Genomic DNA, 14,500 nt, shown 5'->3' with positions numbered 1-14,500 from the left:
CAGATCGGCTTTTTTAATTTAATGTTTTGAAAGAAGAACATACATTCGTATGAAGCGCTAGTGGGGGTTTAAATGGTTAAACAGAAGTATGATGATAATTCGATCCAGATTCTCGAAGGACTGGAGGCGGTCCGTAAACGGCCAGGGATGTACATTGGCTCCACGGATAGTCGTGGGCTCCATCATTTGGTGTATGAGATCGTTGATAATGCCGTCGATGAAGCGCTCAGTGGCTATGGCAAAGAAATCGATGTTTGCCTGAACGCCGATGGGAGTTTGACGGTCAAGGACCAAGGTCGGGGGATGCCGACTGGGATGCACCGATCCGGCCGGCCAACGATCGAAGTGATCTTGACCGTGTTACACGCTGGCGGTAAATTTACCGAAAATAATTACAAAACCTCTGGTGGGCTCCACGGGGTCGGGGCTTCAGTGGTCAACGCGTTGTCCAGCTGGATGGAAGTTCAAGTTTCCCGCGACCATCGCCTTTATCAGGAGCGGTTTGAACAGGGCGGCCATCCGGTTGGCACCTTGAAGCAAGTTGGTAAGAGCAAGCTGGCTTCAGGAACAACGGTGACCTTTATGCCCGATCCGACGATTTTTGCGAACACTAGCTTTAGTTATGATGTGTTAGCGGAACGTTTGCGGGAATCGGCCTTTCTGTTGAAGGGGATCCAGATCACGCTGACCGATCTACGGGTGACGCCAACACGGACCGATGTTTTCAAATTCGATGATGGCTTGCAATCCTTCGTGCGCTATTTAAACGAGGACAAGGATACCTTGACCGATGTGATCAGCATCGAAGGCACCAAGGACGACATTGAGATCGAATTTGCTGGTCAGTATAATGATGGTTATTCCGAAAATATTATTTCATTCGTTAATAATGTCCGGACTGGCGATGGCGGCTCCCATGAAGTTGGGATGAAGTCGGGGTGGACCAAGGCGTTCAACGATTACGCCCGGAAGACAAACTTACTGAAAGACAAAGATAAGAATCTCGACGGCAGCGATGTTCGCGAAGGCTTGAGCGCGGTCATCTCGGTGCGTATCCCCGAGGAGATCCTGCAATTTGAAGGCCAAACCAAAGGTCGCTTAGGCACGCCGCAAGCGCGCTCGGCGGTGGACGGGCTGATCTACGAACAATTGACCTTCTACTTGATGGAAAATGGGGATACGGCGCAAATGCTGGTGCAAAAGGCGCTAAAGGCGCGTGAAGCCCGGAATGCCGCCCGTAAAGCTCGGGATGAAAGTCGGAACGGTAAGAAGCGGAAGAAGAATGAAGGCCTGTTGTCGGGTAAACTGACGCCAGCCCAGTCTCGGAATCCGAAGAAAAATGAGCTTTATTTGGTCGAAGGCGATTCCGCCGGTGGGTCAGCCAAGCAAGGCCGCGATCGGCGGTTCCAAGCGATTTTGCCTTTACGGGGGAAAGTCTTGAATACCCAAAAGGCCAAATTACAAGATATTATCAAAAACGAAGAGATCAATACGATGATCTATACGATCGGGGCCGGTGTGGGCGCGGAATTTGATTTACCAGCGGCCAATTATGACAAAATCATTATTATGACCGATGCTGACGATGACGGCGCGCATATTCAGATTCTGTTGCTGACCTTCTTTTATCGCTATATGCGCCCGTTGATCGAAGCTGGTAAGATCTATATTGCCTTGCCGCCGCTATACAAGCTGCAGAAAGGTCGCGGCGCGAAAACGCAGATCCGTTATGCTTGGACCGAAAACCAATTGAGCGCGGCCACCAAGGAATTGGGGCATGGTTATAGTTTGCAGCGCTTCAAAGGGCTCGGCGAGATGAACGCTGACCAATTGTGGGAAACCACCATGGATCCGGCGCAACGAACGCTGATCCGGGTCAAGATCGACGACGCCACCTTGGCGGAACGGCGTGTGACCACCTTAATGGGTGATAAGGTCGAGCCGCGGCGACGTTGGATCGAGCAAAATGTTAAATTCACTCTGGATGAGGCCGGCAGTATTCTGGATACGACCGCGGCCGAAGATGTCCAGCAAAATACCGGGACCCAAGATCTTTTGAAACAAGTCGAACAACATAAAGGTGAGTGATCAGGGTGGCGGAACAACCACAGAAAATCGAGGAACTCTCCCTAGAGAAAGTCATGGGGGAGCGCTTCGGTCGTTATTCTAAATATATTATTCAAGAGCGCGCCTTGCCGGATATTCGGGATGGCCTCAAGCCGGTGCAACGGCGGATTCTCTACGCGATGAATCTTGATGGAAATACTTACGATCATGAATTTCGGAAATCAGCGAAGTCCGTGGGGAATGTGATGGGTAATTTCCATCCCCATGGTGATAGCTCGATTTATGAATCTATGGTGCGGATGAGTCAAGACTGGAAACTGCGGGCGCCTTTGATCGAGATGCACGGGAACAATGGCTCGATGGACGGTGATCCGCCAGCGGCGATGCGGTACACGGAAGCGCGGTTGAGTAAGATCTCTGGCGAACTGCTCCGCGATATCGAAAAAGACACCGTCAACATGGTGTTGAACTTTGATGATACGACGGAGGAGCCGACTGTTTTGCCGGCGCATTTTCCCAATCTCTTAGTCAATGGCTCTTCAGGGATCTCTGCTGGTTATGCCACCGAGATTCCTCCCCATAATTTGGGGGAAGTGATCGACGCGACGATTTATTTGATGGCGCACCCGCAAGCAACCTTGGCCGATTTAATGAAGTTCGTCCCGGGACCAGATTTTCCGACGGGAGGAATTTTGCAAGGGGTCGCTGGCGTCAAGGATGCTTACCAAACTGGTCGCGGCCGGGTGATGTTGCGCGCACAAACAGCGCTGGAAACCACCCGGGGTCAACGGGAGCAGATCGTCATCACCGAGCTGCCCTACGAAGTCAATAAGGCCCTGCTGGTCAAAAAAATCGACGAACTGCGGATCCTTAAGAAAGTTGACGGCATTTCCGAAGTTCGGGATGAAACCGACCGCACGGGTTTGCGGATCGTGGTGGAATTGAAGCGGAATGCTGACGGTCAAGGCATTCTTAACTATCTCTTCAAGAACACGGATCTACAGATTTCCTATAACTTCAATATGGTGGCAATCGCGGATCTGCGGCCACAACAAGTCGGCTTACAACAAGCGTTAAGTGCCTATGTGGCGCATCAGCGGGAAGTCGTGACGAAACGCACCGAATTTGATCTCAACAAGGCTTTGAAGCGCCAACACATCGTGGAAGGTTTGATTCGGGCCTTGTCGATTCTGGATGAAGTGATCCGCACGATTCGTGCCAGTAAAAATAAGGGCGATGCCAAAGAAAATTTGGTCAGCGCTTATCAATTTACTGAGGCGCAAGCTGAGGCGATCGTTTCCTTACAGCTCTATCGACTGACCAATACCGACGTGACCGCCTTAGAGGCTGAGCATCAACAATTGTCGGTGGCCATCGCCGGTTATCAGAAAATTCTGGCGGAAGCGACTGAGCTTGATCGGGTGATCCGTACGGAGCTGCAAACGGTCAAGCAAGCTTTTGCCACACCGCGGCTGACCAAGATCGAAGCGGAAGTCGCTAGCTTGGAGATCGATACTAGTGTCATGGTGACCGCTGAAGATGTGATGGTGCTGGTCAGTCATGACGGCTATATCAAGCGGAGTAGCCTGCGTTCTTACCAAGCCACCGGTGCTAGCGATAATGGACTTAAGGATGAAGATTTCCCAATCTACGCCGAACCGGCCAACACCTTGGAACATCTGTATATTTTCACCAACTTGGGACGGCTGATGTATCGTCCGGTTCATGAATTGATGGATTCTAAGTGGAAGGATACCGGTCAACATCTTTCGCAAGATGTGGGCTTGGCTAGCAATGAAACCGTCTTGGCCGTGTTTAAGTTCGCGAGCCTCGATCATGGTGGCAACTTTATTTTGACCACCTCTGATGGCTATATCAAACAGGTCAGCTTAAGCGACTTACAGCCCAGCCGTACTTATCGTTCCCGACCGCAAAACGCGATCACACTTAAAAGCGCGGCGGCAGTTGTGCTGGCGGTTGACTATTTGTTGCCCGAACAAGTGCCTTTCGCTGAGGTCTTTAGTTTCACGCGCCAGGCTTATGGGCTTCACTTCGCCTTAAGTGATGTTCCCGTTGTTGGCGCGAAAGCCGCTGGTGTGCGTTCTAGCAGTTTGAAAGACGACGACACGGTGGCGGCCACCTTGATCTTGAACGCGGACCAACTGGCGGAGCAGCCGATCTTAGGCATCTTGACCCAGCGCGGCGCCTATAAGCAAATGAGCGCCAGTGAATTGCCATTAGGTAATCGGGCCCGTCGTGGTCTTCTGGTCCTTCGGGAGCTAAAGAGTAAGCCTCATCGAATCGTGGGAGTGGTGCTGGTCGCAACCGAGCTGACTGAATTGCAGATCCAGACCTCGACGGCGCAATTCGTCACGCTACAACCAAGTGATTATCCAATCGGAGATCGCTACTCTAACGGCAGCTTTGTCCTAGATACCGATCAAGTCGGGATCCCAACTAAAATTTTACCGATTTTAGCGGATCCTGATGCTGACCCGGATTCGGCTAATTAAAACTTAATGATTGACTGATACAGCCATTCGACCCCGCAACGGCGGTGCTTGTTGGATGGCTGTTTCTGCGTCTTGTTATAATACAACTCGTTTAATCTGTACCTCAATATATATTATTTTGGCATATTTTTTTGTGATTGCGATAACAGTATTACATCATAAACGCTCCGAAACCTTGTAATGATAGCGTTTTACGCTGTTACACCTCCTGAAAATAGGGCAGAGAAAAGGCTTGCAAAACTAATGTGATATGTTATACTTAAATCGTCAAATGTGTTGTAACTATTTTGTTCAAATGGAGGCTATATAAATGAAACAGATGGAAAAAACGGCAACTCCTTCTTATTGGGAAGGTTTTGTTGGCGGAGATTGGCAAACAACGATCAACGTTCGCGACTTCATTGAGAAGAACTTGAACCAATATGAAGGTGACGAAAGTTTCTTGGCTGGTCCTACTGCCGCAACAACTAAATTAAATGATGAAGTCCTGGCTTTGAAGAAGCAAGAACGCGAAGCTGGTGGCGTTTTGGACGCTGACAACAATGTGGTCAGCACCATTACTTCTCATAAACCTGGTTATATTGAGAAAGATTTGGAAACAATCGTTGGTTTGCAAACTGACAAGCCTTTGAAACGTGCGTTCATGCCTTTCGGTGGGATCCGGATGGCCGAAGACGCTTTGAAAGCTTATGGCTTTGACGTTGATGCTGAACAACATAAGATCTTCACCGAAGACCGCAAGACTCATAACCAAGGTGTTTTCGATGCTTACACACCTGAAATGCGGAAATGCCGTCACTACAAGATCATCACTGGCTTGCCTGACGCATACGCACGTGGCCGGTTAGTTTCTGACTTCCCACGGATCGCGCTTTATGGGATCGATCGTTTGATGGCTGCTAAAGCTCATGACTTCGAAAATATTGGCGACGGCGAAATGACTGATGATGTGATTCGTCTGCGTGAAGAAGTTCAAGAACAATATCGTGCTTTGAACGACATCAAGAAGATGGCCGCTTCTTATGGCTTCGACTTAAGCCGTCCTGCTGAAAACGCTCAAGAAGCAATCCAATGGATCTACTTCGGCTACTTGGCTGCTGTTAAGACTCAAAACGGTGCTGCTATGTCTGTTGGCCGGATCGACACCGTGATCGACGCTTATATCAACCGTGACTTGAAGCGGGGCACCATTACTGAAGAACAAGCTCAAGAATATATTGATCATATGGTCATGAAGTTACGGATGGTTCGCTTCATTCGGACTGAAGATTACAACTCATTATTCTCTGGCGACCCAATCTGGGCAACCTTATCACTTTGCGGCATGGGTATTGATGGCCGTCATCATGTTACTAAGACTGCTTTCCGTTTCTTGAAGACCTTGGATAACATGGGTGCTGCGCCAGAACCTAACATCACTTTGTTATGGTCAGATCGCTTGCCAGAAGGCTTCAAACGCTATGCGACTGAAGTTTCGATCAAGAGCTCAACGATCCAATACGAAAACGATGACTTGATGCGTAACGAATGGGGCACTGATTACTACGGCATCGCTTGCTGTGTATCAGCACAACCGATCGCAACAGGGATGCAATTCTTCGGCGCTCGGGCTAACTTAGCGAAGGTCATTCTTTACACGATCAACGGTGGTGTTGATGAATTAGGTAAAGCACAAGTTGGACCTGCTTACGAAGGCATCACTTCTGAATACATCGACTACGATGAATTCATGAAGAAGCTCTCACCAATGATGGACTGGTTAGCTGACGTTTACGTTAACTCCTTGAACGCGATCCATTATATGCATGACAAGTATTACTATGAAGCTGCGCAAATGGCTTTGAAGAACACTGACCTCGATCGGACATTCGCGACTGGGATCTCTGGCTTCTCCCATGCCGTTGACTCAATTTCCGCTATCAAGTATGGCCACGTTAAGGTTATCCGTGACGAAAACGGCATCGCTGTTGACTTCACTGCTGACAATGACGACTATCCACGTTATGGTAACAATGACGATCGGGCAGATGATATCGCGAAATGGTTAGTTCAAGCCTTCTTCGAAAAGATGAACAAACATCATCTGTATCGCGGCGCGAAATTATCAACTTCGATTTTGACGATCACTTCTAACGTTGTTTATGGTAAGAATACTGGGACAACTCCTAATGGTCGTAAAGCTGGCGAACCATTCTCACCTGGTGCTAACCCTGCATACGGTGCTGAAAAGAACGGTGCCTTGGCTTCCTTGCTTTCAACTGCTAAATTACCATACCACTACGCACGCGATGGCATTTCCAATACCTTTGGCGTAACACCAAATACTTTAGGTCATGATGATGAAGCACGCAAAGATACTCTGGTTAACATGGTCGATGGCTACATCGAGAACAATGGGATGCATTTGAACATCAACGTATTCAACCGTGATACGCTGATCGACGCGCAACAACATCCTGAAGAATATCCGACATTGACTGTTCGTGTTTCCGGGTACTGTGTCTACTTCGCAGACTTGACGAAGGAACAACAAGACGACGTTATTTCGCGGACTTACTTCGAAACAATGTAGTTCTACAACACATTTTAGTTAGGGAGCGCTGTCCAAGCGCTTTCTACAAAAGGCAATAAACAACTACGGTTTATTGCCTTTTGTAGTTTGAAAGGAATGACTGTTATGGTATTAGCGACAACAACAAAACCAGTGATGGGCTATGTTCATTCGATTGAAACATTCGGTTCCGTGGATGGACCGGGGATCCGCTACGTGATTTTCCTCCAAGGTTGCCGGATGCGTTGCGAGTTCTGCCATAATCCCGACACTTGGAACATCGGCACTGGGGATGAAATGACCAGCGACGAGATTCTAGCTGACGCCATCAAGTATCGTGCTTTTTGGGGCAAACGCGGCGGCATCACCTGTAGCGGTGGCGAATCCTTGTTGCAGATCGATTTCTTGATCGATTTGTTTACTAAGGCGAAAGCTGAAGGGATCAATACTTGCTTGGACACTTGTGGTCAACCCTTTACTTATAAAGAGCCATGGTTCAGCAAGTTCAAGCAGTTGATGGCGGTTACTGATGTGTCTTTGGTGGATATCAAGCAGATCGACACCGATCGTCATAAACGGCTGACTGGGTTTAATAATGAGACCGTCTTAGCGATGATTCAATATATGTCTGATAATGGTCACCATATGTGGATCCGTCACGTTTTGGTGCCGGAACGCACTGATTATGATGAGAATTTGCGAGACTTAGGTCATTACATTAAGACCCTCAATAACGTTGACAAGGTTGAGATTTTGCCATATCACACAATGGGTGTGGTTAAGTATGAAACCCTGGGAATCGATTATCCGCTGAAGGGCATCGAGCCACCAACCCATGATCGTGTTGTTAACGCTGAGAATTTATTACAAGTTGACGATTATCAGGGCTGGCGGACACGCTAAAAAATCGTGCATTTCTGCACGAAAAGTCGGACTTGCCTAGACAAGATGGTTAACTTTTAGTTAGCAAATCGTCTTAGAAATGGCTTAAGCAGGGGCAACAATCAAAATTGTTGCCCTTTTTACGCTCTTATATTATTATAATGTTAAAGTTCCGAAGACTTTAAAATAAGTGGGGGGATATTCATGAAAACACGTCAAGAGAACTTGTTCGCCTCGAAAACGCTGACTTACTTTTTACAGTTGGCCGAGACGATGAATTACACGCAAGCGGCGCAGATTCTAGGAATTACGCAGCCGGCGTTGACACAACAGATCAAGAAGCTAGAGCGAACTGTGGGGGCTCCGGTCTTCTTCTCGATCGGGAAAAAATTATATCTATCGGATGCTGGTCGGACGATGCTAGCGACCACTCAGTCCATTTTTGCGCTGGTCAACGAGGCCTTGGATAAGGTGCAACAATCTACCAGTCCAACCAGTGGGTCAATCAATATTGGGTTTCTTTCGTCAATGGAAGACAGCGCTTTCGAAGCCTTCTTCATTCACTTCTCAGAGAAATATCCGGACATTAAAGTGCGGTTTGTTTTACTGACACGGCGGGAGATTTGGGATCAATTGGAGAACAACCAAATTGATCTAGCGGTGATGTACGTCCCAGACCAAAGCATCAAGAATTGGCGTTCGTATGGCAGCCGCAAGATCTTTTCGGATCATTTGATCTTCTTCCATCAAGATGAGAAGTTGGCGGATAAACCTAAAGTTCGCTTACCGGCGACTACGAAAACAGATTGGGTCACTTATCCGCCTGATTACTTTATTTCGCAATTGCTGCTGGAGGTCTACAAGAATAAGATGGTTGACGAACCGGTCAGTCGGGCGCAGTTCACGTCACCGTTCCAAATCATGCGTTTCGCTCAAGCGCGCGGCCTGTCAACTGCATTACCGTATAGCTTCTGGTTAGCTCACCAAAATGAGTTTAAGTTGGAGCAGGCGACCTTTGACCCAGCAATCAATTTCGATATGGCTTTCGTTTATCGTCAAGACAAGCTGAAGATTCCGCGGATCGAACGCTTCTTCAGTGAGTGGGATGATTTCTTCAAGGAACGTGATTATGGCACGGTCTTAAGTGAAGGCGTCGCGCTTCGTTAAATTTGACCTAGGAATCCAGGGGACCGTTCATTGTCTCCTGGATTTTTGCTGTCCGCGATTGGTGAGGGGAATAAATTGCGATTGGGGGTCACAGACTCTGCTTTTTGCGGTAGAATAGAACTGAACAGTTAATTTGTAAGACAGGCAATTTAGCAGTCAAGATGATATCAGTGAAGGAGCTTTTTTTATGGCAAAGGAACTTGTCTTCGGACATCAAAATCCAGATACAGATGCGATCGCGGCGGCGATCTCCTACGCTTATCTAGAAAAACAATTAGGCGCGGATACGGAAGCGGTGGCTTTAGGCGCACCGAATGAAGAGACGGCCTATGCGTTAGATCATTTCGGTGTGTCAGCACCGCGGGTCATCGAAACAGCGGCTAATGAAGTTCAAGCCGTCATGTTAGTGGATCATAACGAACCTCAGCAAAGTGTCAGCGATATTGCCGACGTGCGCGTTTCACACGTGGTCGATCATCATCGGATCAGCAACTTCAATACGGCGGAACCCTTATATTATCGCGCTGAACCTGTAGGCTGTACCAGCACGATCCTGTGGGAAATGTATGAGCAACATGAGATCGCGATTCCGCAAGCGATTGCTGGCCTGATGCTGTCCGCGATTATTTCGGACACTTTACTTTTCAAATCACCAACCACCACACCTTTGGATCGCGCCGCTGTTGTCGCTTTGGCGAAGATTGCTGATGTGGATTACGAAGCCTATGGGTTAGCCATGTTGAAGGCGGGAACAGATCTATCTGCTAAATCCGAGGCGGAATTGATCGACCTTGACGCTAAAAGTTTCGAAATGAACGGGAACGCGGTCCGTGTTGCGCAGATCAACACCATCGACCTTCCGAGTGTTTTAGCACGCCAAGCTGCTTTAGCGGCGGCGATCGATCAAGAAATCAGCGCCCACGATTACGCCTTATTCGTCGTCATCATCACCAATATTTTGACCAGCGATTCCCAAGTATTGGCCTATGGCGCGGCGAACGGATTAGCTGCCTTTGAAAAGGCGTTTGGCAAGAAGCTGGTTGATCACGTGGTTGAGCTACCTGGCGTTGTTTCCCGGAAGAAACAAGTCGTCCCACCATTGACGGCTGCTTTTTAGAGCAATCAAAGAATTTGGTCAAAGCAGCGGTGGCAACAGTTTCCGGTTGTTCAACGCTACGGTACCAGAAAACGAGGTCAAGGATCAATGCTGATCCCTGGCTTTTTTCGTAGCATGGAAGCTTACTAGAGGAAATTGATCAACAGTAGTTTCATTCTGACCGCATTATTGTTAAAATAAAAAGTTGCCGATGTTGCTGATGTTGCTAAATATGATTTGCTAAGACAGAATTAGTGCCACTAAAACGTAACTGCTCAAGCTCAATGAGCAGTGCTGGAGGGTCGATTTATGATCAATGAACTTTTGGTGCCGACGATGGCCGAGATTACTACGATTGCTGATATTTGGTTACAGGGTAATTTAGATGCCCATGATTTCATTACGGCTGACTATTGGCAGGAGAATTTAGAAAGTGTGCGGCGCCAATTGCCTGAGGCCCGCTTGTTTGTCGCCCGTGAAGCGCCGACCGCGCCAATCATTGGCTTCTTGGGTCTGATTGAAACAGAAATTGCGGGCTTGTTCATTTCATCGGAGCATCGCCATCAAGGCTGGGGGCAACGCTTGATCATTGAGGCGAAACAGGCGGTCCCGCAATTGACCTTATACGCCTACGAGGCGAATACCCACGCGATCAATTTCTACTTGCGCCAGAATTTCGTGATCAGTTGTCACCAAATCGACCAGAACACCGGATTCCCGGAGATCGCGATGGCTTGGCGGCGGGAAATCAGCGCCTAAACTGGTCGTCGAACTGCCGGACTTATGCCGGATTTATGTAAGTATTAAGTATGAAGAATGATTTTGCTTTGACGGCTGGCTTGAGCGGTTCGAAAATCTAACAATCTGCAACCAATCAGAAATAGATAAGGCTAGCCAAATAGATAAGATTAGACAGATAAAAGAGGGTAATTATGGATCAGCGCATCGCAATTTTATCGGATGTTCATGGCAATGTTCAAGCGTTAACGGCGGTTTTGGCGGCGGCGCAGGCTGAAGGCGCGACCGAGTATTGGTACTTAGGCGACCTGGTGATGCCGGGACCGGGGACTAATCAGTTGTTTGAGTTACTTGATCAAGTCAATTTGACCGTTTTTCTCAAAGGGAATTGGGACGCTTTCGTTGATGAAATCAGTCGAAATGGTGCTCAGTTCGTTGATTTGGCCAATACGCAAGATGTTTACGTGACCAACTTGGTTGAATATGTTTGTCGTGACCTGAAGCCGGCCTACGCGCAACGGCTAGCGACTAGCCCCATCACCGCTATTGTGCGGCGCAATGGGCTGACGATTTCCCTGAATCATAATTTGCCGCAGATCAATTATGGGCACCAGCTGTTACCTTTTCAGGAGCAGGATCAGTTCGATAACCTGCTGAATCAGGCGGAGCAACAGGCTGGCGGTCCTGTTGATTTAGTTGTTTACGGACACGTGCATCATCAGCTGCTGCGGACCAGTCGTCAGGATCAACTGGTGATCAATCCAGGATCCATTGGGCAACCATTTAGTGAGTGGGGGCCGTTGTTTCAGGATCACCGCGCCCAATTTGCCTTGTTGCGCCTTGATGATCAAGGGTTCGCCGGGGTTGATTTTCGTCATGTGGCTTACGATGTTACCGCGGAGCTGGCTGCAGCGGAACAAGCCGCGTTGCCATATTACGAGTTGTATCGTAAGGTTTGTCTCACCGGGCAGTCCAGTACCCATGATGCCCAGACGTTGACCGCTTGTAATCAGCAAACGCCTTATGTGGCGCGGGCGCAGGCTTTTTTGAAGGGCAAGCGCAAGCCAGCGGGGTCCACCAGCCCGAATCACGCGCCAGAAACCCACGAATAAAACCCACGAATAAAACCCACGAATAAAACCCACGAATAAAACCCACGAATAATGAATCAAATGGGGTACTAATTCCGGCAAAATTCGTGAACAAGGTAACATGAAACCGCATTTTTTGACAAGCCAATCGGCGGAAATTGTTGGCATTTCTTTGAACGAAAAGCTTGAATAAAAGAAGGATGTGTCTGTTAATGGCGACCAGCAAGCCCGCTTCGGTCAGCTTTCGTGATTTTCAACTTGAGGACGCTGAAGCAACTCTGGCGATGATCCGGCGTGCGATTCAGCAAATTCCTGATCGAGATTATGATCGGCTGCAACGCCAAGCTTGGGCTAGTTTCAGTGATCAGGCTTGGCTGGCGGCGGTCGCGTCCATGACAACGCTAGTGGCCGTCACTCAAGATCAAGGAATTGCTGGGGTTGCGGCAATGACTGCCACAGGTTACTTGGATTATCTTTACGTTGATCCGGCTCACCAAGGCGCAGGCATCGGCGCCTATCTGCTAAGGACGATCGAGCGGCGCCAAACCGCGTCGATTTGGACGACGGACGCCTCGATCACAGCACGCCCGTTTTTTGAACATCATGGTTATCAAGTGACCAAAGCAAATCAGGTTGAGCGCCAACAACTAATCCTGATCAATTTCCGGATGCAAAAGATTGCCTGTAAAAACGGGTGTCAAAAAGGATTGGGTACAACAACCTTGGCTCCCTGAATCACTTAATCCCTGGTAATCGGCGCATCGGTCAGCTGGGAGCTGAGAAGCCGTTGGCGATTGCTGGGTTAGCACAACAAAAATCTCATGATGGTGCGTCAGAAGGCTGTCAGCGGCGTTCAAACTAAAAAGGATCAGTAAGTCATCACAACTAAGCGATCTAAACGTGAATCGTAGCAGCAGTCGTTGAACTGAGCTACGGTTCATTTTTTGTGATCGCGTCTTGGACTTGGATCACCGGTCGTTAGTGTGGGCTGTTGGCGCTAGTAGATAATATTAGTGGATGATCGTAGGCAGCTAGTTGCTAGAATGTCGGCGCGTTGATTGCGAGAGCGGAATTTGATTATTGACGGATTGGTAGCGATTAAATTGCTGGCTCTTAAGCTGGCTATTAAATAGAAACCAGTGTTGTGATTTGGTAGCAGGAATGAATGGGTTACAAGATTCAGAATTTCGAATCTAGACAAGATCCCAATAACGCCAATCAGATCAATCACACGATGAGCAGGCGTTATTCAAGTCCTTACAAACCCGGTAATTATTCTCACAACACTACTTCCAATAATATATATTATGTTAACTTAGAATTATCGAATGGCTTAGTCAGTTCGCGCTACCTAACCTACCGCCCATCTCTGGATCATCCCCCGAGATCGTCCTGCAACGTCTTTCGCGAAACCGAGATGATAATTTTAGCGACGACTGGCAGGTCGAACTGAATTAGTCGAACTGAATTACTTGACCGCTGAAGCCGGCCGCAAAAAATGACAAAGAGAAAATCTGCTACGAAAGATTTTCCCTTTGTCATTTATATTTGGCTTGATTGCTTTACTCGAAACCTGTCCCGTAAAATAGCTTGCCGCAGCGGGACAGGTTTCATCACTTCATTACCCAGATCTTGACTTCGCGCATTACTCAGCGCCTGAGCTTCCACGCCTCATCCGCGGCACCTCATTTCTTAGCGAAATCAGCGCGAAATCAGTCCGCGAATTGTGTGCCCCACGCCTGTGGATCTTGACGCCATTGCTGCAGGATCTCGCGGTCTTGTGCGCTGATATATCCTTGGTCGACGGCGGTCTCGATCAAGCTGGTGTAGTTGGTCAAGGTGGTACAGTGCAAGTCGGCGGCGACAAAATTGGCCTGGCTCACTGGCAGTTGATAGCTAAAGATGCCAACCACGCCTAAGACTTGCGCGCCTTCACGTTGCGCGGCTTGGACAGCCTGGAGGACACTGCCACCGGTGGAGATCAAATCGTCGATGACGACAACTTTGCTATTGGTGGCTAGCTGACCTTCGATTTGCCGACCTTGACCGTGGTCCTTGGGTTGGGAACGAATGTAGATCAAAGGCAGATCCAACAAGGTCGCGACAATCGCGGCATGGGGAATACCCGCTGTCGCGGTACCAGCAATCACGTCGACTTGCGGATAAAGTTGCTGGATCATCGTGGCGAGGCCTTGGGCGATGCGTTGCCGAATGGCGGGATAACTGATTGTTAGGCGATTATCGGTGTAGATCGGACTTTTCAGGCCACTAGCCCAGGTGAATGGCGCTTGTGGACTAAGTGTGACTGCTTTGATGCGTAAAAGATCCGCGGCGATCTGGTGCGCCAGCGCTTGACTGTCCGCGGCCGCGTCAGTTGCGGTGGAAGCGACGGAAG

General features: G+C 48.6%; 10 protein-coding genes. 9 read left to right on the top strand and 1 reads right to left on the bottom strand.

What is annotated here, in order from left to right:
- Positions 1-72 precede the first annotated feature (72 nt).
- From parE to ACYVSB_RS02740, 9 genes are all read left to right on the top strand, one after another.
- Complete coding sequence (gene parE, locus ACYVSB_RS02780; protein ID WP_125595753.1) at positions 73-2,088, top strand: DNA topoisomerase IV subunit B; 2,016 nt, start codon at positions 73-75, stop codon at positions 2,086-2,088.
- 5 nt (positions 2,089-2,093) lie between these two features.
- On the top strand, positions 2,094-4,580 hold the full coding sequence (gene parC / locus ACYVSB_RS02775; protein WP_461218357.1) for a DNA topoisomerase IV subunit A: 2,487 nt from the start codon (positions 2,094-2,096) through the stop codon (positions 4,578-4,580).
- A 310-nt stretch (positions 4,581-4,890) separates the two neighbouring features.
- Positions 4,891-7,152 carry a formate C-acetyltransferase gene (gene pflB, locus ACYVSB_RS02770; RefSeq protein ID WP_461218356.1) on the top strand — a complete coding sequence of 754 codons (2,262 nt, stop codon included), beginning with the start codon at positions 4,891-4,893 and terminating at the stop codon, positions 7,150-7,152.
- Positions 7,153-7,257: 105 nt separating this feature from the next.
- Positions 7,258-8,034 carry a pyruvate formate-lyase-activating protein gene (pflA, locus tag ACYVSB_RS02765; RefSeq protein ID WP_461218355.1) on the top strand — a complete coding sequence of 259 codons (777 nt, stop codon included), beginning with the start codon at positions 7,258-7,260 and terminating at the stop codon, positions 8,032-8,034.
- Between the two features lie 183 nt (positions 8,035-8,217).
- Positions 8,218-9,180 carry a LysR family transcriptional regulator gene (locus tag ACYVSB_RS02760; protein ID WP_461218354.1) on the top strand — a complete coding sequence of 321 codons (963 nt, stop codon included), beginning with the start codon at positions 8,218-8,220 and terminating at the stop codon, positions 9,178-9,180.
- 187 nt (positions 9,181-9,367) lie between these two features.
- Complete coding sequence (locus ACYVSB_RS02755; protein ID WP_461218353.1) at positions 9,368-10,297, top strand: manganese-dependent inorganic pyrophosphatase; 930 nt, start codon at positions 9,368-9,370, stop codon at positions 10,295-10,297.
- Between the two features lie 288 nt (positions 10,298-10,585).
- The gene (locus tag ACYVSB_RS02750; protein WP_461218352.1) at positions 10,586-11,035 is read left to right on the top strand and encodes a GNAT family N-acetyltransferase; all 450 of its coding nucleotides are present in this window, start codon (positions 10,586-10,588) and stop codon (positions 11,033-11,035) included.
- Between the two features lie 173 nt (positions 11,036-11,208).
- On the top strand, positions 11,209-12,126 hold the full coding sequence (locus tag ACYVSB_RS02745) for a metallophosphoesterase family protein (protein WP_461218351.1): 918 nt from the start codon (positions 11,209-11,211) through the stop codon (positions 12,124-12,126).
- A 191-nt stretch (positions 12,127-12,317) separates the two neighbouring features.
- Positions 12,318-12,839: a GNAT family N-acetyltransferase gene (locus ACYVSB_RS02740; protein WP_461218350.1), complete on the top strand. Its 522-nt coding sequence runs from the start codon at positions 12,318-12,320 to the stop codon at positions 12,837-12,839.
- Between the two features lie 978 nt (positions 12,840-13,817).
- Here ACYVSB_RS02740 and pyrE read toward each other — a convergent pair.
- Complete coding sequence (pyrE, locus tag ACYVSB_RS02735; protein WP_461218497.1) at positions 13,818-14,453, bottom strand: orotate phosphoribosyltransferase; 636 nt, start codon at positions 14,451-14,453, stop codon at positions 13,818-13,820.
- Positions 14,454-14,500: the final 47 nt, after the last annotated feature.

Source organism: Lapidilactobacillus salsurivasis (genome assembly GCF_054785215.1).
Note: the sequence above shows the minus strand (reverse complement) of the source record. Positions and strands in the feature narration are given on the sequence as shown.

Coding starts and splice junctions, on each gene's coding strand:
- pflA (WP_461218355.1), top strand. CDS start 7,258: ATGGTATTAGCGACAACAACAAAACCAGTGATGGGCTATGTTCATTCG.
- ACYVSB_RS02740 (WP_461218350.1), top strand. CDS start 12,318: ATGGCGACCAGCAAGCCCGCTTCGGTCAGCTTTCGTGATTTTCAACTT.
- parE (WP_125595753.1), top strand. CDS start 73: ATGGTTAAACAGAAGTATGATGATAATTCGATCCAGATTCTCGAAGGA.
- ACYVSB_RS02750 (WP_461218352.1), top strand. CDS start 10,586: ATGATCAATGAACTTTTGGTGCCGACGATGGCCGAGATTACTACGATT.
- ACYVSB_RS02745 (WP_461218351.1), top strand. CDS start 11,209: ATGGATCAGCGCATCGCAATTTTATCGGATGTTCATGGCAATGTTCAA.
- ACYVSB_RS02755 (WP_461218353.1), top strand. CDS start 9,368: ATGGCAAAGGAACTTGTCTTCGGACATCAAAATCCAGATACAGATGCG.
- pflB (WP_461218356.1), top strand. CDS start 4,891: ATGAAACAGATGGAAAAAACGGCAACTCCTTCTTATTGGGAAGGTTTT.
- ACYVSB_RS02760 (WP_461218354.1), top strand. CDS start 8,218: ATGAAAACACGTCAAGAGAACTTGTTCGCCTCGAAAACGCTGACTTAC.